The organism is Ignavibacteria bacterium, from assembly GCA_015709655.1.
Taxonomy (GTDB): Bacteria; Bacteroidota; Ignavibacteria; order Kapaibacteriales; family Kapaibacteriaceae; genus OLB6.
Genome location: CP054181.1, coordinates 1419188 through 1444413, shown reverse-complemented (window position 1 = coordinate 1444413; position 25226 = coordinate 1419188). Strand labels below are relative to the sequence as shown.

15 protein-coding genes are annotated in these 25226 nt (G+C 46.9%); 14 read left to right on the top strand and 1 reads right to left on the bottom strand.

The window, feature by feature from the left end:
• Positions 1-26: 26 nt before the first annotated feature.
• The 10 genes from HRU79_05750 to HRU79_05705 all read left to right on the top strand — a co-directional run bounded on the left by HRU79_05750 (position 27) and on the right by HRU79_05705 (position 20479).
• A complete protein-coding gene (locus HRU79_05750; protein ID QOJ27281.1) occupies positions 27-2126 on the top strand; it encodes a 2-oxoisovalerate dehydrogenase in 2100 nt (699 codons plus the stop codon).
• A gap of 292 nt (positions 2127-2418) precedes the next feature.
• Entirely contained in the window at positions 2419-3123 is a 705-nt protein-coding gene (locus tag HRU79_05745) for a tetratricopeptide repeat protein (GenBank protein QOJ26177.1), read from the top strand.
• A 97-nt stretch (positions 3124-3220) separates the two neighbouring features.
• A complete protein-coding gene (locus HRU79_05740) occupies positions 3221-10246 on the top strand; it encodes a T9SS type A sorting domain-containing protein (protein QOJ26176.1) in 7026 nt (2341 codons plus the stop codon).
• A 79-nt stretch (positions 10247-10325) separates the two neighbouring features.
• On the top strand, positions 10326-12347 hold the full coding sequence (locus tag HRU79_05735; protein ID QOJ26175.1) for a T9SS type A sorting domain-containing protein: 2022 nt from the start codon (positions 10326-10328) through the stop codon (positions 12345-12347).
• Positions 12348-12390: 43 nt separating this feature from the next.
• Positions 12391-13551, top strand: a complete 1161-nt coding sequence (locus HRU79_05730; protein ID QOJ26174.1) for a T9SS type A sorting domain-containing protein — start codon at positions 12391-12393, stop codon at positions 13549-13551.
• Positions 13552-13583: 32 nt separating this feature from the next.
• The gene (locus HRU79_05725; GenBank protein QOJ26173.1) at positions 13584-16694 is read left to right on the top strand and encodes a T9SS type A sorting domain-containing protein; all 3111 of its coding nucleotides are present in this window, start codon (positions 13584-13586) and stop codon (positions 16692-16694) included.
• A gap of 61 nt (positions 16695-16755) precedes the next feature.
• Entirely contained in the window at positions 16756-17580 is an 825-nt protein-coding gene (locus HRU79_05720; GenBank protein QOJ26172.1) for a T9SS type A sorting domain-containing protein, read from the top strand.
• Between the two features lie 18 nt (positions 17581-17598).
• Positions 17599-18636 (top strand): glycosyltransferase family 2 protein, encoded by a 1038-nt coding sequence (locus HRU79_05715; GenBank protein QOJ26171.1) that lies wholly within the window; start codon positions 17599-17601, stop codon positions 18634-18636.
• On the top strand, positions 18633-19385 hold the full coding sequence (locus HRU79_05710; protein ID QOJ26170.1) for a hypothetical protein: 753 nt from the start codon (positions 18633-18635) through the stop codon (positions 19383-19385). The genes HRU79_05715 and HRU79_05710 overlap by 4 nt, the downstream gene beginning before the upstream one ends.
• Positions 19386-19666: 281 nt before the next feature.
• Positions 19667-20479, top strand: coding sequence for a hypothetical protein (locus HRU79_05705; protein QOJ26169.1), 813 nt, complete (start codon positions 19667-19669; stop codon positions 20477-20479).
• Positions 20480-20492: 13 nt separating this feature from the next.
• Here the strand turns inward: HRU79_05705 and HRU79_05700 are convergent, their stop codons facing one another.
• On the bottom strand, positions 20493-21497 hold the full coding sequence (locus HRU79_05700; GenBank protein ID QOJ26168.1) for a glycosyltransferase: 1005 nt from the start codon (positions 21495-21497) through the stop codon (positions 20493-20495).
• Between the two features lie 86 nt (positions 21498-21583).
• On the opposite strand from HRU79_05700, the gene HRU79_05695 reads away from it, so the two are divergent.
• Genes HRU79_05695 through HRU79_05680 form a run of 4 tightly spaced genes read left to right on the top strand, consistent with a single transcriptional unit; the run spans position 21584 to position 25214 of the window.
• Entirely contained in the window at positions 21584-22423 is an 840-nt protein-coding gene (locus HRU79_05695) for a class I SAM-dependent methyltransferase (GenBank protein ID QOJ26167.1), read from the top strand.
• Positions 22424-22428: 5 nt separating this feature from the next.
• A complete protein-coding gene (locus HRU79_05690; GenBank protein QOJ26166.1) occupies positions 22429-23745 on the top strand; it encodes a hypothetical protein in 1317 nt (438 codons plus the stop codon).
• Positions 23742-23918: a hypothetical protein gene (locus HRU79_05685; protein QOJ26165.1), complete on the top strand. Its 177-nt coding sequence runs from the start codon at positions 23742-23744 to the stop codon at positions 23916-23918. Before HRU79_05690 ends, HRU79_05685 begins: the two co-directional genes overlap by 4 nt.
• Positions 23919-23933: 15 nt before the next feature.
• A complete protein-coding gene (locus HRU79_05680) occupies positions 23934-25214 on the top strand; it encodes a hypothetical protein (GenBank protein QOJ26164.1) in 1281 nt (426 codons plus the stop codon).
• Positions 25215-25226: the final 12 nt, after the last annotated feature.

Sequence of the window (25226 nt, the reverse complement as noted above, 5' to 3'; positions counted from 1 at the left end):
AGGCCGCACCCTCCAATCAGCAGTCAATGACTGTGAAGGCTAAATCGCCCAAACAGCAATTGGATTCCGGGGATGCATCATCCCCAAAGCTGTTCAACATTACCGGATTTGACAAAAAAACTCTGCTGGAATGGTATAGAATTCAGCATTTGGGCAGACGCTTAGATGAAAAAGCTGCCAACTATCTGAAAATGGCCAAAGGATGGTCGTATCACGCCCCGTTCGCCGGACATGACGGAATACAGTTGGCATTGGGTAAGATTTTCCGACCCAACGTGGACTTTCTCTTTCCCTATTATCGTGACATGCTGACTTCTCTGGCTGCCGGAGTCACCGTTGAAGAAATCATTGCCAACGGCCTTAGCAAGGATGCAGATATTGCCGGTGGCGGTAGGCATATGAGTAACCATTTTGCTAAAAGCTCTATCGGAATTCAGAACACCTCGTCATGCACAGGAAACCATTCGCAGCATGCAGCAGGTACGGCCAGGGCCATTAAAAAGTATAAAGGCAGCGAAGTAGTATACTGTTCAACAGGTGACAGTACAACATCAGAAGGATATTACTACGAAGCAGTCAATGGCGCAGACCGTGAAAAGCTACCCGTAATCTTCGTTATTCAAAACAACAAGTATGGGATTTCAGTACCGGTTCATGAACAAACCAGTAACACGGATGTTTGCGACAACTTTTCAGGGTTCCCTAATCTGAAGATTATCAAGTGTGACGGCAGAAACCCCATGGACAGTTGGCGTGCTCTTGAAGAAGCTCGGGAATATGTACTGTCGGGTGCAGGACCCGCCATGGTGCATGCAGACTGTGATCGCATTGGAAGTCACAGTAACAGTGATAACCATGAACTGTACCGGCCAGAAGAAGATTTTACGGCCATGGCTCAGCGTGACCCGCTTCCTCGTATGCGTGCAACACTGCTTGCGGCCGGAATAGCAACCGAAGCTCAACTCTCGGCCATCGAGGACGAGAACAAGAAAGCGATTTTTGCTGCTGCAGATGCAGTTGAGCCCCTTCCCGACCCTGATCCACAAAGCTATTCTGAATTTGTTCTTCCAGACCCGATAATCGGACTTGATGATCAGAGTGAATTTACAATAAAACCTGCACCGGATGCACAATTACTTACACTACGTGAAGCCATTAATACTGCTCTTCACGAAGAATTCCGCCGGAACCCAAATACATTTTTATTTGGCCAGGACGTAGCATCATTTAAAAAGCAAGGCATATTTAACGTCTGCAAAGGCATGCTTGATGAATTCGGCAACGACCGGGTTTTTAATGCACCCATTGCCGAAGATTTTATTGTGGGTACTGCAAACGGTATGACGCGATACCGCGACGATATCCGTGTTGTTGTAGAAGGTGCTGAATTTGCCGATTACTTCTGGCCGGCAATGGAACAGCTCATCGAGTGTACGCATGACTACTGGCGTACCCGCGGCCAGTTTTCACCCGCAGTGGTAATCAGGCTTGCATCAGGGGGATACATCCAGGGTGGACTTTATCATTCACAAAACCTGGATGCCACCTTCACCACCTTACCCGGATTACGTGTTGTAATGCCAGCATTTGCTGATGATGCAATCGGACTAATGCGAACAGCCATTCGTTCCCGGGGTACAACAATGTACCTGGAACCCAAATTTCTCTACAATTACCGCCCAACATCGGCTCAGCTTCCACCGGAGGGCTATATGATACCCTTTGGCAGAGCCCGCGTGCGCCGTGAAGGAACACATGCCACTATTGTTACCTGGGGCAACGCTGTCCACCTGAGCCTACAGGCAGCCGACATCCTTGCTGCCGAAGGGATCAGCCTTGAAGTAATTGACCTGCGCTCACTGGCACCCTGGGATCAGGAAATGGTCTGTGAGCACGTAAAAAATACAGGTCGATGTCTGGTAGCTCATGAAGACAAGGTGGTAGGGGGCTTCGGCGGCGAAGTTGCCGCAACGGTTACCGACCAGCTGTTTAAATATCTGGATGCTCCGGTTAAAAGAGTAGGCAGCAAGTTCACACCGGTAGGCTTTGCAAAAAACCTTGAAAAAGCTATTCTGCTTTCTGTTGATGATATTCTGACTGAAGCCAGGGCACTTGTAGCATTCTAAAAATCCAATGAACCTCTCCTTAAGGCTCCCCTTCATCTGCTGAATGGGAGCCTTTTTACATTTAACAGTTGAACCCTGGGCTCAATAAACCGGTTTTTCTTTCCACACGCAATTTTAAAACAAGTTGTGAATATGGCTTCACACTTATGTTAACAACAAGAGTAAGCTACGGTAAATCATAAGGTTGACTGCTAAAAACTTTGTTTGTATGATAACCATCAAAACGATATATTTGCGCTTCCAAACCGAGGGCAAGGTGTGCCTATCGGTTACTTTGTAGTTTATTAAAGACATGACAGAAGATATAATAGAGCAGCAACCTGCACAAAAAGAATCGTTGAACCAGCCTGCGTGGCTTACTGCAGCGCAAAAGCAGTGGAAGCTGTATGCAGGCATTGCCTTAGTATTAACGCTGATCATTGGTGGTTTTTGGTGGTATCGCAGTCAGGAAGATGCCAAGAACATCGAAGCGCTTACCCAACTTTCCAGAATTAGGTCCACATTTGATGCCGGAAACTTTGAAGCTGCACTTACGGCTGACAGTATTGCTCCGGTTGGCGAGAATAAAGTTTTAGGCCTTCTCGAGATAAGCCAGAATTATGAAGGAACCCACGGTGGCGCCGTATCGGCTCTGATGGCAGGTAACGCTCTTACCGGCCTTGGAAGGTACGATGAAGCCAGAGACCAATTTAACAGGGCACTTTCTGACGATGCAGTTGTCATCCAAGTTGGTGCAATGCAAGGACTTGCCGCCTGCTTGGAAAGCAGTGGCAAATACGCAGAAGCAGCAGACATGTACGAAAAAGCAGCTCAAACCGGCGTTGAAACACCATTTGAGCCGCAAAATCTGTTTTTTGCTGCGTTATGCTACGAAAAAACAGGTAACAAGGAAAAAGCCGGATCAATATTTACCACAGTAGCCAAAAAGTTTGAAACATCCGCTATTGCTACTGATGCTAAAGTTGGTTTAGCCAGGCTTGGCATGGCAATTGATTAGAGACGCAATGGCATTTTATGCCCTTTCGTCGTTTTGAAAGACGAACAAATAAACATAGACTAATTCAAAGCATAAGGTTTTTACAACTGGAGGTTGTATGCAACGTTGGTTTCGACTAAGCAGCTTGCTGCTAGCGCTGATAACCGCACTCACAGTAGCCCACGGACAAGGGTATGTTGAGGTTCGCGGTAGTCTGCCGCCAAACGATATAAGGATATTTGTAAAGGATACCATTTATCGTATTAGCGGTACGTACACGATCGGCGGCACGCTGGTCATTGAACCCGGAACTCGAGTCGAGTTCCTACCAAACGGTCGACTGGTCGACTCGACTGGTGGTAGGATTATAGCGGATGGTCGGGCATCGGCAACATATAATGCGAATGCGGCGAATGCCTTAGCACCGCCATATTCAGGGTATGCCGATCCGGCGTATTTCCGCGCTTCCGGCGTGGTGACGTCGACGATCTACAACGAACCCACTATTAACCCAACGAAATACAATGAAGTATTTCTGGTAAATATTGGTTCTAACCCATACCTGCAGAACATGACGCCAGCCATGGCGGTTATGTATGCTGCGTCAAGGTTGCACCTGGGAGGTTTAATTCCTGCCATTAACAACCTGCCCTGGTTTAGGGAAACCGTAAAAACTCCAGCTACGCCAATCAATGTGCGCCCAGAGAGAATCACCTTCATTGCTGGTGACGTAAACAACTTCTCTCGCGAATGGGGTCACATAGTTGTTTTACCAGGTGCTCGTGCGGCATTTTTCCGGGACGTAGACTTCCTTAACTTCAGGAAGGACACGACAGTTGACAAGGAACCGTACTATCTTCAGAACTCAACGGGTAATATTTTAACTCATGAGCAAGCTGAAACAGCAAACGATGCTCTCTTGCGTTTAGCAAACGGTAGTGGTGGTGCAATCACCACGTTCTCCGTTCGTACCTGGGTTGTAGGCTGTAACTTCAGAAACAACATGGCCCGCTACAACGGTGGTGCCTTGCAAATTCTTCAGGCACCCCGTGACCAGTATGCAGGAACAAACCTTCAGCTGTGGCCACAATTAACGCAGAGTCAGATTGATGCATTACCAAAGTATAATGCAACAACAAATCCATTTATTACTGATCCGTGGACAGCAAGCCCAATCGATCAGCAATTAACAGCCATTGACCTGTTACACCTTTCAGCACCAGAACCACTTACCAACGTGAACAGGCAGTCGCTCGACGACGCGCGTCTTGCCGTTTACTTAGGCCGGATTCGTCAGAACCGATTCTCCGGAAACCGTGCTCTTCTTTCTAATGTTGAAGAAGTTCGTGTTGGTCCGGTGCGGTTTGTAACAGATGTTGATAAAGCAGCAACAGTCTTTGGTAACATCACACGTTCGCAAAAGAACACTGCTCACGGTGGTGCTATTTATATAGCTGGCCGTACGCACATGGTAGTTGGTCTTGGTATAAACGACTTCCAAGGTAAGGATACACTCGAGTGTCTGGACAACTACGCTCTTAACCGTCAACCATCGACGCCGGTAGGCAACCAGGTTACAAGAGGTGCCAAGGGTGGTGCAATTTACATTGGCGACTCAACGGGTGTGATTCTTGCAGGACGATTCACCGGCAACTCAACAAGTGTGCCGTACATTACTAGTCTGAGTACAGCTAACCTTGCCACATCAAGTGCTACCTACTCACAGGGTGGTGCGGTATATGCGGCCAGCTCAGCTGAACAACTGGAAATTCGCGGCAACCTGGACAATAATCCTCCAACACACTTCATTAATAATCAGTCCGGACGTGGTGGTGCCGTTTACGTTGAAGCAAACCACGATGGTGCCATTACCCCTCACGTAGGAGGTTCAGATGGCATTATCGTTGCCCGCAACTACGGCTTTAACATCAAATTCCGAAACAACAAGGCAACGGCTTCAGGTGGTGCTATTCATACCGGTAACAACATGTATATCTACGGTGCCGGTGGTGTTAGCGGTCCACTCTGGGTGTATGGTACGAACTACGGTGTAGAATTAACTGGCAACACAGCCGGATTCTACGGTGGTGGTGTAGCTGTTGACTTAGCACCAGGACTTAAGGTAGAACGTCGTGCACTTCGCTTTGTTCGTGCTCACTTCTTAAATAACAAGGTTGGCGATATCACAAACGATCGCGCTGATGTTCGTGGTGGTGGTGGTTTATACACCCTGAATGCCGACCTCAATCTTGTGAAGGCCGTTGAATTTCGTGGTAACACAGCATATAATGGCAACGGTGGTGGTATCGCAGTGGTTACACCTGATACACTTGCTCGTCGTCGCTTCATGCTGACAGACCTTGACAACGTATCATTTGCACCTAACGGCGTCGTACTTGGCTATACTCCCAATATGGATGTATTTACCTATAGCACTAATAGTACAAATGCTCCTCGTCCCGATGAACGCATGCTCACCAGATTCTACGACAACGTAGCCTATCCGAACATGCAGCGCATGGGTAATGGTGTCACACAAATTGGATCAGCTCAAACAACACATCCTGGTACAAACCTTCGTGAAAACGGTACAGGTCTAGGTGGAGCTATCTACATTGCAGACTCAATTAGAATTCGTGTAGATACTTTCGGTTTTGACCGCGTTCGGTTCCAAGGGAACAGCGCATACAGTGGTGCTGCAATTTACTCCGATAACTACGACTTAAAACTTGCAATGTTGCGCTGCTTGGTAACAAACAACACAGCAACATCCGAAATTGGTCGTCACAGTGATACTATTTCCGGTCCAATGGTTGCAACAGATAATCCTGCTTCAAGTGACCTTGCCGGTGCTATTCTTTATGGCGAAATGGTTGGTCCGCTTCCCTGGTCAACATACAGCTGGGCAGCAAACTCCATTTATGACAACGATGCAAGATTCATTATACGGTTACCCGACGCGCAGGACACAAAGGGTGTGCTTGCTGGTACAACCGGTCTTGGATTTGGTGGTGTTGATACACTTCGCGGCAACTATTGGGGCCGTACAGAAGCCAACGTTAACACAATCCTACCATTGTCTAACAACAACACATTCAATAGAACTCAGGAAACATTCTTTATTGCTGGCAACGGTGAAACCCATCTACAGTTTGTTCGCGGTGGAACCGGTACCCAACAAGGACCATTCGAGTCAGAATATCGTATTCACTATCAACCAATTCCAATCTGGACAATTCCAGATACGCTCTTAATGGCTGGTAGAATTTATGACATTTTTGATAAGGGTACAGACATTAAAACTGCTGACTACGGTAAGCGCCGTATGTCACCAATCGAAGACTTTGCTGTTGGTATTCCGCCGGTCCTGAAACGCTATACGGATCCAACTCAGCCGTCGTACAACAAGTATGTTAAGAGAATGACGCGTTGTCCGTACGATGCTGATAAGTATCCATTTATTGCTGCAGTGCAAACTGAATTTGTTGGTGATCATCCTATTGGCTACCCTGTCTTCCTTGAAGCTCGTGCCGATTATGATCAAACAGCAGAAATCAGCAATAACGACCCTAGAGGTGTTAATGAGTCAGTATTCTTCGTTATTAACGAACGTACAGGTGACTACATTCGCATTAATATGCGTCAGCGTGGCGTAACAGATTCAGTCTTCCGTGCTGCTCGCGTGGAACTGGTTCCTGACTCCACAAATGGTGACGATCCAAACTACCGGCGTGCTAATGAAGGCTTGGCATCATTCGGTGTTGGCGCAGTGCTCCTGAATATCCTGCGTCACAACCCGGTTGCCGAAGACTCATCTGCACTGCAAGGACGCGTTTGGGACGGTAGTACTGCATTAGGTCAGCTTGGTGGTGCAAACTTCCGCCTTGCCAACCGTCCTACATTACCAACCTCAAACAATGGTAAGGAAACATATTATGGTGGTGAACGCTTCCGCGCATTACCTGTCCGCAACGGGGATAACGTATCCGTAGTTTCTCGGACAGTCCTATGGAAAGAAGGCGTATCTGCAGCTCTTGATGGCGCTCTTACATTCACAGTTAACAATCAAACAGAGCCGCCGCTCTACACAGGATCGGGCGATACACTTCGTAACTCTCCGTATATCCATCCGGAAATGCGTAATCGTGTATTTGTTACTGAAAACCGCCTGTATACACCAATTACATCGCGCAACTCACCGCGACCAGGTGGTGGAAGCTGGTTTAATGAACCGGAATTCTATCCCGCCGACTCAGCAAACAGACCAATTGGTAATCGCTATGAATCTCCGGACATTTACGAACGCGACTCAATCTTTGCAACTACAGCAGTTGATATCAACAAGTTCTATGATCCGCGTGTAATTCTTGATCCAACCTTTGGATCTGAGCTCTCGTACTTCTGGTCGATCGTTGATCAGGGTTCAGCCCTCCGTTATTGGCTTCGAGACACCCTTGTTAAGAAGTCCGATGCTAACAGCACAAGCTGGGAAGCACGTGGATTCCGCTTCTTCCGCGGTCGTCCGATTAACCCGTACATCGTACCGGGTGGTGAAACAGTCGAAGTTGTAGCAAAGAACTTCCCGCCATCGCTTGAAGTGGTTGATTCACTTAGAGCAGCAGGAATTGGCCAAGATACAATTTCAAAGTGGTTATACCTCTATCCGTCATATTTCCATGCACAGAAATACGACAACAACGCACTGCCACTTGATCAGCGTGATCCAACGAATACAAATGCCCGTTATTTACAGCAAGATACTGTCAACTTTGGCTGGCTTGATACAAATGCCTATCGGTTCAGGATCCATGTTGTTGACAGCTTACCTCGCTTCCTGTGGGTACACAAAACCGGCCTTGCCGGCCCGCAGTACACCAGAATGCAAACTGGTAACTCAACAATTGTTCTTGACCCAACAACAACTGACACAAACACGTATCAGGCAGGTATTTTCCGGGATACCCTCTACATGCCTGTAACCGAGTCAAGAGTAGGTCGTAAGCTTCAACCATTGAATGCTATCGTCAGGGAAGTATACAACGACCCGAACCTTGCTCCGTTGCCGGTACAAAACGATACGCTGGACGTCCACTTTGTTGCTAACCTTACTGACTCATTACGCTTCAGACTCGACGTTAACACTGACGACGAATTTGAGGATGCAGCAGCTGTTGACGGCTCACGCTACGTAGTTCAGCAGTACGGTCCTTGGGACTTTAAGTACGGCAAAACAGCATATGGTTATCAATCAATTGCAATTCGTAACTCCCCGGCAGATACAACGCTGGATGAGGTCGTGATGGCTCGTCCGCAGTGGATGTCTAATACATTCATGCGCAAGTATGCCGACCCCGCTACCCCGGACGTATTTGCAGAAGATTTTACAAGTGCAGGGAAGATCGATATTCGTATCGATGGTAACCAAGCACGCCAACTGTTGCGTCCAACCAATTTTGATAACGGTGGTAACCCGTGGCACGATGACTTGAACACTGACTCGCTGGTTTCGATCGTTGTCAATGACGGTCATGGTGGTATTAACACACTAACCCGTAGAGTGTTTGTTAACGTTCAACCAAAGATTGTTACGACAAATCTCGAAGACGCAATTGAAGACCTCGACTACAACATCGAGTTACTTGACTCTTCACGTCGTATCAAGGTATTTGATCCGAACTGGGGTCAATCACACACGTTTGAGCTTATTTATCAAGATGATCAACGTGACTCGATTGCAATAGACCCGTACTTCCACGAAGCTGGCTTCATCGTTCTTGACAGCACACGTAAGACTACACCAAAGTGGCTCAAGATCAATGACGTAAGCGGCCTCCTCTACGGAACGGCACGAGTAACAGACCTCCCGTTTGAGGACACAACTGTTCAGGTTACTGTTCTTGTTCGTGACGCTGGATATTTAAGTGACATCACTACAATTGACCTGCGCGTTCAAGCTGTTAATCACCGTCCTGACCTCTTCTCATCACCGATCTTAAAGTGTGTTGACCTTGGAAAGGCTTACGAAGACACAGTGTACGTAACGGATCTTGACCTGAAGCGTAAGCAGGCCGATAACGAACAACTTTCGTTCGAGGTACTCGAACCACTGAGCAGCACCTGGACCTTTACGCCGAGCACACTCAGTAGTCCTGTTGCAGATACTCAAAAGGTCGTGATATCGACAACAGCATTGAATGGAACACCTGTAAATGGTCGGATTACGATTAAAATTCGCGTTACCGACTCGCATGGTGCTGCAGATACGCTTGTTTATAATGTTGCTGTTTCCGATGAAACACGATTTACAGCCAACGTGAAGGTCCGCAACAATCTTGGTGCATTCCAGAACCTTGTATTTGGACTTGGTGGCGCCAACCCGGCTACACGTGGTGACGAAGATGGCTCGTTTGGTCAACTCGACTCGAACTACTGCGAATACGAATTACCACCGGTACCATACATCGACGTATTTGATGCTCGCTGGACGGTTCCGAACAGAAATGGTATTCTCCGTAACATCTTCCCATTCAGCTCTACGCCTGGCGAAGCAGTATATCGTGCTCGCTTCCAAGCAGGTGGTGAAACAGGATCAAGCTCTGCATACTTCCCGGTAACAATTTCATGGTGTCGCGACGAGATCCCGGCAACAGACGCTACCAATCCTGGCAGTTACTGGATTCGTGACGATATCTCGAATGGTGCTCTCTTTAACTTCAACATGAAGACTGGCGAGGGCCGTTCGGCAGCTGACATTCTTCATAAAGAAGGTCAGTGCGATACGCTCGTCATCAGCCGTACATCGATTGGTGGATTCATAATCGTTTATGACTACACAACCGGTGTAGAAACAGACGATATGACAATCTCCAATATCCTGACTGTAACAAGTGCAAAACCAAATCCGTTTGTATCCGAAACATCGATATCCTTTAACGTACCGGTGGCTTCTCACCTGACGGTTGAAGTATTTGATGCAGTCGGCTCACACGTGGCTACACTTGCAAACCAGATGTTTACAGCGGGTCAGCACTCAATTGATTGGGATGGTACCGCAAGTGGTGCTGCTGTAGCCAACGGAATGTACACTGTACGTATCTCCGATGGAACAAAGTCTGCTACGTACCAAGTTGTAATCATGCGCTAATAATCAACAGGGGGCTGTTAATTCACAGCCCCCAATTCCACCTACGAAAAGCAAATAATTGAAAATCACGAGGTTAAATATGAACCGACAGATAAACATTGCAATGGCAGTGGTGCTCTGTATGATCACATGCGGCGCGGTGGACGGTTTGGCGCAACAGATTTTTAATCAGTTTCACCAACCCGAACTTGTTGTAGGCCGTCCATACAGAGATTTATACCTTTGCCCAGTTTCAGTAGTAAACAAGAATGTGATTCCACCTGCATCCTTTGTTTTACCGCCTGTAAATACGAATAATTTGGACGATGGGTACGCGACAGTCCAAATGCCTTTTACATTTAACTTTAACGGCACGAGTTTCACTCACCTATATGTGAGCGTAAACGGCTTTGTTACGTTCGACGGTACAAAACTGTTGCCTGCAAAGCAATCGGCAGGACTCTTCATCAACTCGGCATCGTTTCCTGACAATGTGCTTGCTCCGTTCTGGGGTGATCACAGACTTCGTACTGCCTCGGAATTCCTCCAAGGGTACATGCCGTCAGAAATCAGCTGGGCTTATGATGTGGACCGTGACGAAAACTGCGACACCATTCAGCCTGTTCGCAGGTGCATGATAATTCAGTGGAAGAATCTGAATATTAATGATCAGTCAGTCAACTCTTCAGTAGGCAACTTCCAATGCCGCATTTACGAAGGTGATGCTTCAACCAATTATCAGGGTGACATTGAATTTGCATACGGTCAAGTTGGCGGAAATCCGCATACCACAAACACAATCGTTGTCACCCGTGGTGCAACAGTTGGTATCAAGGGTAGTGGCGGATTCCCTGGTTATCTTTCCGACTTCTGGAATGGTCTCGTGTGGTCGCCACAACTTGGCGCAAACATGCGTACCGACAGTACAACCCGTTGGCAGCCATCGGATGGCCGCTCAGACGCTGTTATTCGGTTTGGCTCCATTGTGTACCTTTCGTTTGATATGTGGGGTTATGGCGATGCTGATACCTCAGCAGCCCGCAATCAGCGTCACGAAGGTATGGCCCAAAACCGTCGCGTAACAGCCAACGATGCCCGGGTTATCATGCGTTCGATGGTTACAAAGAAGTGGCTTGACTCTGTTTGGAAACGCCAGGCTTATCAAGGTGATGTAAACCATAGTGGACGTTACTACTACACGAAGCTCACTCGTGATTTCAGTACTGATTCACTCGACGTTAACGGTGATATCGTAATCTGGCGCAGAACCATTGATGTTGACCAGTTCACTGGTAAGCAGGTACTTCGCGTGATGCACGAAAGTGAAGGTCTTTATGGTTTAGGTGGTAAAGCTCCAGACCTTAGTGCACTGAATCAGATTTACTATGAGGTAACCGAATACGATGCTGCATTAATCATGCGCTACATCTCGGGACGTTTGCCCTACCTGCCATGGATTTACGATAATGACACCACAGGACCTGACTTTGGTAAAATCAGTGGTAGTGTTGCAGCAGAGAACATTCACTTCGGTGTTCCTGCTCAGATTGGAAACGGTATGATTAGAGTACCGATCTATTTGGAACATTCCCACGCCGGTGCATTTGGTGTCCGCTTTGAAACAAATGCTGACATCGTTGCAATTACACCGGTTGAAGCTGTAGGCACCCAGGTTGGTGTTGACAACACAGACAGAGTGGCCGTTGTTGCAGGATATGGATCGTTTGACAGCAACACACCAGTAGCTTATGCAACGTTAAAGCAAAATCCCAGCTACACATTCAGTTCAATTCGTTTTAACGAAGAATCAAAGCCAAACGTACGCTTGAACGGTAGTGATGAACTTGCTACGAACAAGGTTGCTGCTTTCCCCAATCCGATGATTAATGGTGGATCGATTGTTATGGATCTTCCTGAAAGTGGAAACTACACTGTTGCAGTATTTGACATGTTTGGTAAGAACGTTACAACGTTATTTAACGGAATGGCTAATTCTGGAACAATGCAACTCAACTGGGACGGCACCACTCAAAATGGTGAACTGGTATCGCCTGGAACCTACGTTGTTCGGGTAACTGGTGAAAACGTTCTAGAGAATACCAAAGTTGTGATCGCCAGGTAAGAGTGGTTTAAGCCCCTTTCCCTGTATCACAAAAAAATGGTCTATGAAAATCTTACTGAAAATGCTGCTGGTTGCTGTTTTTATGGCAACCGGCAGCACAATCAGAGCAAAAGACACCCTAATCGTAACGTCGCACCGTATCGTGGACGTATGTTCGGGTGAAAAACGATGGCTGATATCTGCATCGCTGGGCAGCATCTACGATTCAGACAGCCTCATGTCCTTTGACATTACAATTGGTTTTGACACAAGCCTGATTACACCTACAGATGGTCTAACATCGGGAACACTGGCAGAGCAAATGAAGTTTTCCGACATTAGCCCTGCGTTCAACTTCCGCGTTCCTGGTGAAATGAGGGTAAGTGCATTTACAATCACCAGAAACGTAAAAGGCAATCTTCCCCTGTTTGCAGTTGCAGGCAATTACAATGGTGGATGCGGAACCGAAGTGCCGTTAACTCTTCCATGGGAGCCTGAGTTTAATGAAGAGTTTAAGAGGGTGGTTACTGCATTTATCGCTGACACACTGAAAACAGTGGCAATACCCAAAGTCAACTCTACAACCGGTATCGTAACTCATTCGGACACCATATCTCTTGCAGACACTACAGACCTGGTTGAAATTGAAGCGCTGGTAACCATGCAGTCCACTGATAGCAAATTGGTTAAACTACACATTGAGTCAGACAGACTGAACCTTGTCACAATCGACTCAGTCAGTTTCGCAGGCACTGCTTACTCGGCAATCGATACGGTGGCAACAGATCATGTAACCATAAAATTCCAAACCACTGGAAGTGAAACTCCAGGTACTGTTTATATACGATTTCCGGGAACCGCAGCTGACACCGTGGCAATAAGATACAGAACAGAAATAGTTGACTCATGTACTTGCACACAACCAGGTAAGACTGCCATCACCAATATTATTAAACGAGAACCGGTAGGAATTCAAGAAAACAAACTGGACCGCAATGAAGGGTCTGTAATTCAATGGAGCGTTCATCGCGATATTATTACAATACAGAATCTTCATGGTGGCCCAAACGCAATTCGAATCGTTGATACTTTTGGTAGAATTATAACTTCTCAAACAGTATCAACGGACCGAATAACGATACCACTGAATCAGATGGCACACGGATTGTATTTTGTCACAATAACAAATAACAAGCGCGTACAGTCGATTCCCATTTACTTTTGAAATCACGTAATTATCTCATCAGAGGAGTTGTTATGCATCGTCGATTCACACTTTGGAGTATACACGTTGTAAGCGTGTCTGTACTCCTCGCGGTGCTGATCGGGTTTAGCACCCAGGGTGCTTTTGCCCAAGCAGATAAACCTGAGCTTCCGACGCTCAGTCTCACCGGATCAGGATCGAGCTGGAACACAAGTTACTATCCGGATGGTCGTATTTGGACTTCGCAAGAAGGTCAAAACGGGCAACGTGAGTTGCTTGTACCGGTATTTATTAAAAACTGCTGGCGAACGACTGCAGACTATGAAGCGTTTCCTATCTACAGCTTCAAGTTTAAAGTCCAGTTTGACTCAACAGCGCTTGAGTTTATTGGTGTAGAAAAGAATGGTCCGTTACGTGGACCGCAGTTCACACCAATAACCTGTCTTGCAAAAGACTTTGAATTTTCAACTCACGTAGCACGTGACGTTACTTTCCAGTCGGTAATTAATGCACCAATTCAGAACAGGTTACGTGGCAAGAGGGTGATGATTGACGCTGTTTCGTCAAAGTCCCTGCCACAGACTGGTCAGGATCTAAGTCAGGACTGCGAACAGCGCCCTTACCAGGAACTTTGCTTTCTTCGGTTCCGCGTTATAGCACGTCCTGGAGCAGATCCGGTAAGTGCCAGAACACCCCTGATCATTACCAACGATACGCTTTTCTATAACGACTTTCAAGTTGGTCATGAACGGCCGTTCCCTAATGATCCGCAACCTTCAACATTTGCCGGTCTTGGCGGAGTTGACAACTTCTATCTTGACAACAACCTGGTTGAACAAGTTCGCGATCCACTACGTCCGTCGAAGCCTGGCATGTTATGGGTTGAAGTAACCGACCTTATTCCGGCTCTTTCATTTACGAACGTAGCTGACCCGCGATTTAGGTTGGTTGACTCTGTGAATGGTTCGAACGGTACATCGTGGTTTGTTGTTGCTCCAATCACGATTGACTCAGGATCAAATTATGATGACAATATCAATGGTATTGGAACTCGTGACATCGACGTAATAAACTCGGTTCTTGGTACTCGTGCTTATGACATCGTCGTACAGTCAGACAGTCCTTGGTTAAAGTTTAAATCATTCCTGAAGGGCGGTGCCGGTGAGTTAAATCCGTTCCCGCAACCAGTTCGTGAGGGTTATATATCCTATATGGATAAAGGTATTCTTGGTACAACCAATGGTACTACCCCTGGTGGTGAGAATACAATTCCGCAGAGAGATCTGAATCTACGTATCATCTGTGACCCTAACGAACTGCCCAAGAATACGGGTAGCAACCCGATTGAAGTTGCTGGTATCTACACTGGATATTTAAGCTTTGAATCAAACTCAATTGCACAGTCACCAGTTCGGGTAAAAGTTACGTTTATATACTTCCGCACACCATTTGAACCCAACGTTTTTGATGAAAATAACGCTTGGATGACACGTCCCGGCGGTGCCGACCCAACTGGCATACGCATAGAAGTGCGTAACTCAGCACCATCTGTTCAACGTACCTACCTGGTAATGGGCGTTGGTGCCCGTGCCCGGGATCAGGTTGACACACTCTTTGGTGAATCAGTTTGGGAAACCCCAATGTCCAGCTTTGGTGCCCGCTGGTTCCCGAAAGACAAGAGTGGCACAGACCTGTATCCTAACGGATTAAGTGACCTGTGGGCAGCAACAGCCACTCGTCCCAAGGCAGAATCACGTGATATTCGCGACATTTACTCGGATACCACTCTTCTGTACTGGTGCCGTTTCAATGCCGGAAGTGCAGCAAACTATCCTGTAGTAGTTAGCTGGGATGTAGACAATTTCAGCCCAGGGTCAGATCTATTCATTCGCGACACACTGAATGGTTCACGTTTTAACGTAAACATGCGCAATGGTACAAGCATTGGTGGCTCCATGTACTCATTTACAATTCGTGACGCCGATATTAATGCCTTCGTAATTGAATATACCCTACCAAAGGTAGCCCGCTTCCCTGTAATCAACAAGGGATGGAACCTGCTGTCGGTACCGGTGAACCCATCGTCTTCATACTGGAAGGATGTATTTAAGCACTCGTTAAATACGCCGGTTAAGTTCTCACTGAATAACTATCAAGTTAATGAAGTTAACATCGTTCCTGGTGTTGGTTATTTTATCAAGTATTCTAATGAAATTGACAGCGTCCTTGCAGGTAGCAGACTTAGCCGTATCGACCAAACAACATACCCAACACGACTATATGAAGGGTGGAATACAATCGGTTCGCTTAGCACAGCTATCAGTACGGAACGAGTATCGCTGATTCCGGTTGGCGCAATCGCATCAATCGAAGGCGACATTTATCGCTATGTAACTGACAGAGGCTACCAAGCTGTTTCTGAAATTACACCCGGCCTTGGCTACTGGATTAAGATTTCCGGACAAGCCTACCTGCAGATGACATCATCAACCGGTAATAAGGCTGGTGTCAACTTTGCATCTGTCCGCAGAATGGTCCAAGATCAGGCAACGAAGCTTACTGTAACAGACGCTGCCAACCGTCAAGGCGATCTGTACGTCCTGGAAGGCCAGGAATTACAGTCACGCAACATTTTTGAGTTGCCGCCGCTGCCTCCGAACAATCTATTTGACGTTCGGTTTAGCAATCAAACCTATGTCGAAGATGCCGCTAACCCGCTCGTAAATCTGCAGGGTGCTACCTATCCGGTAACTGTAACCATGAATACGCCTAATCGAAACTATTCAGTTGTAAATCCGATTTCCGGTGAAGTTCTTGGTACAATATCGGCTGGTGCAAACAACTCAGTTGTTATCAATGACACACGTGTACGTTCAGTGCGTCTGATGGGTGGTGACTTTGCAGCAACAACTGGTGTTTCTGTACAGCCAAATCCGGCAACATCCAGTACAACAGTTACATATTCTGTTCAAAACACAGGCAACGTCACTGTTGAACTTTTCGATGCCGTTGGTCAGCGCGTTCAAACGCTGGTTAACGACAACGTTGCTGCCGGTGTTTATGATGTTCAGCTGAATGCTGGTTCACTTGGTTCAGGTAGCTACATTGTGAAAGTAACCAATGGTAGCTCCGTAACAACTAGCACACTGACCATCGTTCGATAAACTATGTAAACAAAAACAGAGGGCAGCAGTGTATACTGCTGCCCTTTTTTATTCATACAACATGAAACTGCTTACATTTTTATTTGTGCTGCCGATGGCTGTGGTACTTGCTCAGAAACCCGAAATTCAGATCGAGTTTAAGAATACAACGCCAAACGGTACAAAAACATTTGCCTTCACTGTTGGTGCTCATCCACAAGCTACCGACCTGTTAGATACACTTGTTGGTGAACGAGAAATCCCAAGTTTGCCATTGCCGGGTAATATCTTTTATGTATGGGCCGTAGCTCCAACTAACGAAGTGATGTGGTTCAGTCCGAAAGAATACAGAAAGCTTCTCCTGGGTCAAAAGCACCTTGTTGTGTATGATATAACGGTTGCCTGGACTGGAGGTAGCCTTTCGATATCTCAAACAGGCCAGATGCCAGAGTTGGTTGACTCTGCCTGGATTGTGGACGGGTATTCCGACTTCCCTAACAACTTTCTTTCGGTTAAACTCCAGCCCGGTGCTGTGCTTGAAACACCAAACCCGTCAGTTAAAAATTTCAAGATCATGGTGTGGTATAATGCAACATCCAGCTCGGTGAGTTCGTCAGGCAATGCACGTACCCGTCAGGAATGTCCTGCTTTGAGTCTGTACCCTAACCCGGCTCATGATATTCTAACTGTGGCTACGCGTTCTGCTGAAAACACACAGTTTGAGCTTTTCAATATTCGTGGTGAGATGCAACCAAAGCCCCTTACCAGCAGTTATGTTACTAACAGTGCCGGTACTGTTGAAGGTGTAACTACCATCAGGTTAGAGGCCCTGCCACCCGGTGTGTACCTGCTGAATGTTACCGGTGATGGGAATACTCAGTGCATAGTGCCATTTGTCAAAGAATAATTTTGTCGTCGAAATTCCATGAGCAACGAAACAAAACGTCAGCATACACCCAGGCGGAGACCTGATCGGTATCGGCGCGGTTATCATAGCGATAAGACTTCAGAAGATACCGTGCGCCGAACAAATGGGACGATTTCGGTTGTTATTCCCTTGCTCAATGAAGCTGAGTCTTTAGAGATCCTTGCAGCAAAACTTGAAAAAGTACTCCAGTCACTTGCCCCTGACAAATGGGAAGTACTGTTTATCGACGATGGAAGTACAGACAATTCTTTCGAAGTGATTCAGAATCTGCATTCACGTAATAGTAAATATAAATGTATTCGCTTTCGTACCAATCACGGCAAGAGTGCAGCACTTGCAGTAGGCTTTATGTACGTGAAAGGTACCTACGTAATAACCATGGATGCTGACTTACAAGACGATCCCGATGAGATACCAGCCCTAATTTCAAAATTGGAAGGGGGCTATGATCTCGTGTCAGGATGGAAAAGAAAGCGATACGATCCCTGGCATAAAACCATACCATCGAAACTGTTCAACTGGGTTACATCAGTAATGTCGGGCATTAAGCTGCATGACTTTAACTGTGGTTTAAAAGGATACCGCAAGGAAGTAACCGAATCAGTTCAGGTTTATGGCGAAATGCACCGTTATATTCCGGCATTGGCCCACTGGGAAGGATTTCGGGTTACCGAGATACCGGTTCAGCATCACCCCAGAAAATATGGTGTGTCGAAATTTGGAATGAGCAGGTTTCTAAAGGGATTCCTGGACCTTCTGACCGTGCTGTTTACTACGCGGTATGTTAAGCGTCCAATGCATCTTTTTGGGGCAATAGGCAGCTTATTTGCGTTGATTGGTTTTGTTACCGACGCGTATCTTGTAGTGGAATGGTTTCTAGGTCAGACCTCTTTAAGCAACCGTCCACTTGCACTTTTTGGAATTGCAATGATCATTGTAGGTGTTCAGCTAATTTCAATTGGACTCCTTAGCGAGCTCATTGTAAAAAACAGTTCTCAGCGTGAACGGTATAGTATCAGGGAGAAGTTGATGTGAAAAAATATGTATTCTTACTTGTTCTAATTGCTCTGCCACTGATAGCGTATTCCCAGGTACGTTTTAGGGTTGCAACAGGCTTGAGTACCGACTGGATAACGAATGACAACCCGGCAACGTACAGGCTTGTATCTAACGAGAATACAGGTGACACCTCTCGTGCTTATGGCGGAGCACTTGATGGACAACAAATCGGCTGGGGAGTTCATGGTTATGCCGATTTAGACAAACAGAAGCACTTCAGAATTCCTGTTGGCATTGACGTGTTTTTCTTTTCCGGAACTCAACGGATATCGAACGGACTATCTGGCTTACAGGTACGGCACAACGTAAATCTGATTAGTACCAAGGTAGGCTTCGAATGGTCTTTCGTTGAATTTCCAATGGCTTTCGCCAGAGCATACGTGGGTGGTGAGATCCGTCCGCTTTTTGTAATGCCCAACCAAATTGTGTCTCGATCTTGGAACAATGCTGGCGTACGCCGGGACAGTACATGGGAGTATTCCGGTAAAGATGGTGCTACCAGGCTTGGTGCAATGGCCAGGGTGGGTATCGAGGGTGAGATTTATTATCCTGTATTCATCAATACGAGTGTTGCCTGGGGGGTGATGAACTTAATTGGCAGGGATACCAGAACAACTGCCGAAGGTGGTCGCGGCGAGCTGTTAACCGCGGTAAGTATGCTGGAAGGACCCGAGTCGTACGTTCATCACCTAAATTTTACGTTTATGATTCAGGTCAGGTTATAAATACCCAGTGGTTAAGTTGAAGTATGTTGTATAAACCTGACTGCAAGCATTTCCGGGGCGACGTACCGTGTAAACCGCACAAACTATACGGTGTTCACTGCGAGAACTGTGAATGGTTTGAAAAAAGAGAAGGCAGGATACTGGTTATCAAACTGGGTGCTATTGGGGACGTTATCAGGACCTCGGTGCTACTAGAACCTCTGCGGAAACAGTATCCCAACTACTCAGTCTGGTGGTTGTCCAACACACCCGAGATCGTCCCTTCCACCGTTGAGAAACGAATGAAGTTCTCACCAGAGAATCTTCTTTGTGTTGAAGAAACAACGTTCGACGTTGCAATAAACCTTGACAAAGATTTGCACGCCTGTGCCCTGATGTCCCGCGTGAAAGCCACCGTTAAGCACGGTTATACGCTTGCAGACGGATTGCCGGCACCGGTAAACGATCGTGCGCAGCATAAGTTTATCACCGGGATTTTTGATGATGTAAGCAAGAACAATACTAAGTCGTATCCACAGGAAATGATGGAGATATGCGGCTTTGAGTATACCAGGCAGGAATACCAAATAGACCCCCCGGGAGAGCCACCATTTTCAATGCCGCAATCGGGGATAGTTGTTGGGTTTAATACAGGTTGCGGTGAGCGCTGGTTAACACGGGAGTGGACTGAAGAAAACTGGATCGAGCTGATCACCTTGGTACAGAAGTCCGGCTTCCACGCAGTGTTATTGGGAGGCAAGGCTGAGCATGACAGGAACATCAGGATTCAGCAGAAAACTGGAGCCATTTACAATGGAACATACCCGCTTAAAGAGTTTTGTGCGATAGTAAATAAATGTCATATCGTTGTTACAGCGGTTACAATGGCCATGCACATAGTTCTTGCACTGCGTAAGCAGCTTGTATTGATGAACAACATTTTTAATCCATACGAATTTGAGCTGTATGGCAGAGGTGTTATCGTAGAGCCACCGCGAGAATGTACCTGCTATTTTCAGCAGGAATGTACTAATCCGGAATACCGCTGTATGGATACGTTGCCATCGCAGACACTGTATGATGCCATTATGCAGCGAGTACCGTACATCGGCTAAATCCGTCTGTCGATTACTTGTAGTACGTTTTCTTAAAAGCTTCGGCTTCCTTCTGTCCTAAAAGGATTTTGCGGATAAACGCTACAACAAACCCGGCTCCGTAACCAAGAAGCTGAATCAGCGATGTTGCCACGCTCAAAATTCCAACATGAAGGTTCTTGTTTAGTACTGAGGAGTGGACAAGTATGGAAGCAAGGTACGCAAGTATGGGAATCAGGATGGGCCACAGAGCCGGCGAAATTATAAAACACAAGAGAGCAATACCTGAATACAGTGCAAATGCCGTAGGGAACATGTGAGTTATCTTAAGTGTGCCCGGATGGATTTGAGTAAGACTGATCCTAGCCATCCCGCTATTAAATACCTGCTTATAGAACGTTTTGAACGTAGCCCGGCGCTTGTGGTAAACCCAAGCCTCGGGAATTAACCCTACCCGGAATCCCGCACGAATGATTCTGATGCTAAGGTCGATATCCTCGCCAAACCGCATAGGGGCAAACCCATGTGTAGCCTGGAACACTTCACGGCTAATACCCATATTAAACGAGCGAGGATGGAATGCACCGCCTGTTCGGACGGTCTTGCCCCGAATTCCACCGGTAGTCAGAACCGACGTCATTGAATAGCTTATTGCCTTTTGCAACGATGAAAATAACGGATGCTCACGATCAGGACCACCGAAGGCATCCAGTTTGGCTGACTCCATACCTGCATTGATGTTCTTCAACCAGTCGGGTGGTACCGTACAGTCACTGTCGAGAAATATCAAGACCTCCCCTGAAGAATGTAAGCACCCATGGTTGCGTGCCGGGCCGGGTCCGCCATTCTCCTTCTGCAAGTACGTGATGGCGAGCTTTTGGCGGTATAAATCACAAATGTGTGAGCACGGAATACTCGAACCGTCTTCTACCACGACTACATCAAAGTCGGCAAAGGACTGTTCTGTAAGACTCTCAAGCAGCTCCTGCATCTCATCGGGCCGGTTGAACACGGCAACAACAATCGAAAAACGCGGCATGGCGAAATGGTTACTTACTCGTTAAACAAAGGTTGCAAAACAAAACGTACGAACAGCCAAAGTTACGGCTGTATCTTTGGGAAGGTATGACTACACCACATTTTACTGATCTGGCGGCACATATCGAGGCATCTAACAGACATCCCCGAACAAAGCGTAATTTTCGGATGCAATATCGGTTGGCGCGCCATACACTTATACCCTGGCTACAGCAGCTGGGATGCTTAAATAAACAAAGTGCAGTGTGCGAAATTGGCTGCGGTGAAGGCGGTGTAATTGCTGCGTTTGCTGAGTATGGTGTTCCGGATGCAATGGGCACGGACGTGGTTGGTCCGCTGCTCGACCAGGTTACGCGACCGCTGTTAACCGAATTAGGTCTTGCCGTTGAACTCACCACTCATAATGTGATTACTGACTCAATTCCGGATGAGTGGAAAAACAGATTTCATGTTGTAGTTCTTCGCGATGTTATTGAACACTTGACCGACCAGCCTGCGGCAATGATGGCGATACAACGCATTATGAAACCCGGTGGGGTTTTGCTGGTTACCTTTCCGCCGTATGTATCAGCATTTGGCGGGCATCAGCAGCTGCTTCAAACACCGCTTGGTTACATACCCTTTGTTCATCTGCTGCCCCTTCGTGTATTTGAACACATCATAAAAAAAGGTGATCCGGTAAACCAGGATGAAGTTCGGATGCTTGCCGGTATTAGAGCCAGCAGTAACGGTGTTCAGCAGGCGGCACATCAAGCAGGCATGCAGCTGATTTCTGAACGCTACTTTGGATTGCGGCCGGTGTTTAAATGGAAATATAACAAACCGATACCAACGTTAGAACTAACAAAACTTAAATGGCTTGCTCCGGTAAGAAGCCTTTCCATGGAAGCTGCTCTCGTGTTTAAACTCATGAATCACGGCAATTAACACGCATGCAGAAAAACGTCTTGGTCATAGCATATCACTTTCCTCCGGGTGGCGGGCCCGGGGTACAGCGGGTGCTGAAGCACATTACCTATCTCCGTCAGTTCGGATGGAATCCAGTTGTGCTGACTGTTGAAAACGGCGATTTTCCGGCTCGTGACGAGTCACTGCTGCACCGTATCCCGGCAGACGTGTCCGTAGTACGCATACCAATTTTGGAGCCATACGTACTCTACAAAAAGTTTATGGGTTCGAAGGGGGCTCCGGTTGACGTAAACGTTAATATGGACTCAGCACAGCGCAGGGGATGGAAGTCATGGCTCGCTCACTTTATTCGTTCTACGTTTTTTATTCCTGATGCCAGAGTGTTTTGGTGGCGTCCGGCTGTGCGGGCTGCTCTCCACATTGTAAAAAAACACAACATCAACGTGCTTTACAGCTCTTCACCCCCCTACACCTGCTCGTTAATTGCTAACAGCGTACACAAAAAAACGGGGCTTCCATGGGTAGCCGGATTCAGAGATCCATGGACAGGGTTTCTTACAACACCTGAACGATGGTTTTTACCTGCGGCAGTTGACAAAGCAATGGAGCGTGCGGTATTCCGAAATGCATCTGCCGTTGAATGTGCATGGACCGGGATTATCGATGATGCCATAGCAAAGATGCCTGACTTGAACCGAGACAAGTTTTTCCATGTACCAAATGGCTTCGACAGTTCTGACTTCCCACCGGTTTCGTACGTACCCAATGATGTATTTACAATTACCTATACCGGATCGCTGTACGGACAACGTACACCTGCTGCGCTGCTTTCGGCGTTAGAAACATTACACCGGAGAGGTGAGCTATCACCGGATAGAATCAGACTGCGAATTGTAGGAAGATTTGGAGCCAACGTTGAAGCCATGTTGCGTGAATCCGTCTTCTGGCCATCGGTGGAATTGGTTGCCTATGTTCCGCACCACGAGAGTATTTCCTACCTTATCAGGTCAGAGATCAACCTGTTAATCGTTGATTCTACAAAGGAGAGTGCACAGATAGTACCTGGCAAGGTGTACGAATATATCGGCGTACACCGTCCGGTACTTGCCATTGCCCCCTCGGGAAGCGCTATCGAAACCTTGATTACGGAAACCCGTGCAGGAATAAGTGTTGATCCCGAAAACATCGATGGCTTGGCTGAGTTTGTAAAGCAGTCTCTTTACAATTGGCAAAACGGCATACCTATTGCATTACCCAGTACCGACGTGATAAGTAAATACGAACGGAAAAATGCTGCACTTGCATTAGCAGAAATACTAAACAACGTAACAGGTTTATGAAAAAAGTTTTAATAGGCATTGTCTCACTTCTGGTTGCATACATAGCGATAAAACTTCTGTGGTGGATATTTTCATTTACAATCAGCCTCATCATTGGCCTGGTTCAGTTTGTCATCGTCGGCCTCCTGGCGGTGGCAATCTATCTGTATCTTAGCCGAAGAGTATTTCGTTAACGTATTCCGAACACTATGAAGCATCTTTCGCTTGCCATTGCTATCCTTATCAGCATTGTATCGTTACCTTCGCAACCACTATGGAATCCACTGGCTGTGGATGTTACCAGGTCGCTCTCGAAGGACCTGTTTGAGAGTAATGCCGTGCCATACATCCAGCCAATGGTAACAGCAATCAATGCCACCAGTAATGCGCGATTTTATAGTCAGGCATACATTCCCGCGAAGGTTGAAGCCCCTTACATTCGCGTGAGTGTTAATGGAATGGTAGGTACCATTTCTGATGACATGAAAACATACAGTCCGTCAATCAGCTTTGGTCCAAGAGTAAACGTTACTGATGTTATTGGCAGGCACGGCGAGATACGGTATGAAGACGGCACGTTTAAGTATAACATCAAACCAACGTATGCCGACACGCTGGGGCTTACGTCTTCGCTGTTTAAAGAGTTGCTGAGAGATGCTATTGACAGCGGATATTTTGCGATGCCTCCGCAGGCAGCAACGCTATTTGGATACATACCGGATGCCCGTGCCTATATGCCCAACCAGTCGCAGCTAACAGAGTTACTCAGAAATCGGCCGGAGTATAAAATACTCGACAGTGCCGGGAAGGCAAGCCTGGAATCATTAATGCTCAAGTTAACACTGCCGGAATACCTTACACTGCCCAGCGGCGTGGATATGTCATCGCTGATTGCGGGGGTTCCGCAAATTGAAATTGGTGCACTATGGGGAACCGAGCTGTTGATCCGGTTTGTACCGCCCGTTCAGTTCGACAAGAACGTTGGCAAGTTTGCTTTTTGGGGAGCAGGGCTGCGTCACAGCATTTCGCAATACATCACCGACCCACCTGTTGATGTTGCCGTTCAGGGAATGATACAAGGCACGAATCTTACCAATACGGTTGGATTTACACAGAGCAAGTTGGAGGCCGACGCCACCATAATGAGTTTTAACATCCATGCGGGTAAGGAATGGTGGAACAGTTTTGGCGTTTATACGGGCTTTAATTACGAAAGAATCGACGTTACTAGTTCCTACACCTATGTATTACCGCAGGAGGTTCAAATTGCACTTGGACTGCTGCCCAAGCCCCCTGAAGGGGAAGTGGCTGTACCAACACCAGAGCAACCCGGTGACAATCAGCCTCAGCAAAGTATCGTGAACGCTGGCAATACCAACTTAAAGTGGACACTTGGCGTCAGCGGTAAAATTGGCGGCCTGAGACTGGCGGTTGACTATAACATAAGCCGATTTAACATCATTACAGCGGGGCTCAGCTATCAGTTTTAGATGATAGTTATA

Coding starts and splice junctions, on each gene's coding strand:
- HRU79_05730 (QOJ26174.1), top strand. CDS start 12,391: ATGAAAATCTTACTGAAAATGCTGCTGGTTGCTGTTTTTATGGCAACC.
- HRU79_05705 (QOJ26169.1), top strand. CDS start 19,667: ATGAAGTTCTCACCAGAGAATCTTCTTTGTGTTGAAGAAACAACGTTC.
- HRU79_05695 (QOJ26167.1), top strand. CDS start 21,584: ATGACTACACCACATTTTACTGATCTGGCGGCACATATCGAGGCATCT.
- HRU79_05720 (QOJ26172.1), top strand. CDS start 16,756: ATGAAACTGCTTACATTTTTATTTGTGCTGCCGATGGCTGTGGTACTT.
- HRU79_05745 (QOJ26177.1), top strand. CDS start 2,419: ATGACAGAAGATATAATAGAGCAGCAACCTGCACAAAAAGAATCGTTG.
- HRU79_05715 (QOJ26171.1), top strand. CDS start 17,599: ATGAGCAACGAAACAAAACGTCAGCATACACCCAGGCGGAGACCTGAT.
- HRU79_05750 (QOJ27281.1), top strand. CDS start 27: ATGACTGTGAAGGCTAAATCGCCCAAACAGCAATTGGATTCCGGGGAT.
- HRU79_05685 (QOJ26165.1), top strand. CDS start 23,742: ATGAAAAAAGTTTTAATAGGCATTGTCTCACTTCTGGTTGCATACATA.
- HRU79_05690 (QOJ26166.1), top strand. CDS start 22,429: ATGCAGAAAAACGTCTTGGTCATAGCATATCACTTTCCTCCGGGTGGC.
- HRU79_05700 (QOJ26168.1), bottom strand. CDS start 21,497: ATGCCGCGTTTTTCGATTGTTGTTGCCGTGTTCAACCGGCCCGATGAG.
- HRU79_05740 (QOJ26176.1), top strand. CDS start 3,221: ATGCAACGTTGGTTTCGACTAAGCAGCTTGCTGCTAGCGCTGATAACC.
- HRU79_05725 (QOJ26173.1), top strand. CDS start 13,584: ATGCATCGTCGATTCACACTTTGGAGTATACACGTTGTAAGCGTGTCT.
- HRU79_05680 (QOJ26164.1), top strand. CDS start 23,934: ATGAAGCATCTTTCGCTTGCCATTGCTATCCTTATCAGCATTGTATCG.
- HRU79_05735 (QOJ26175.1), top strand. CDS start 10,326: ATGAACCGACAGATAAACATTGCAATGGCAGTGGTGCTCTGTATGATC.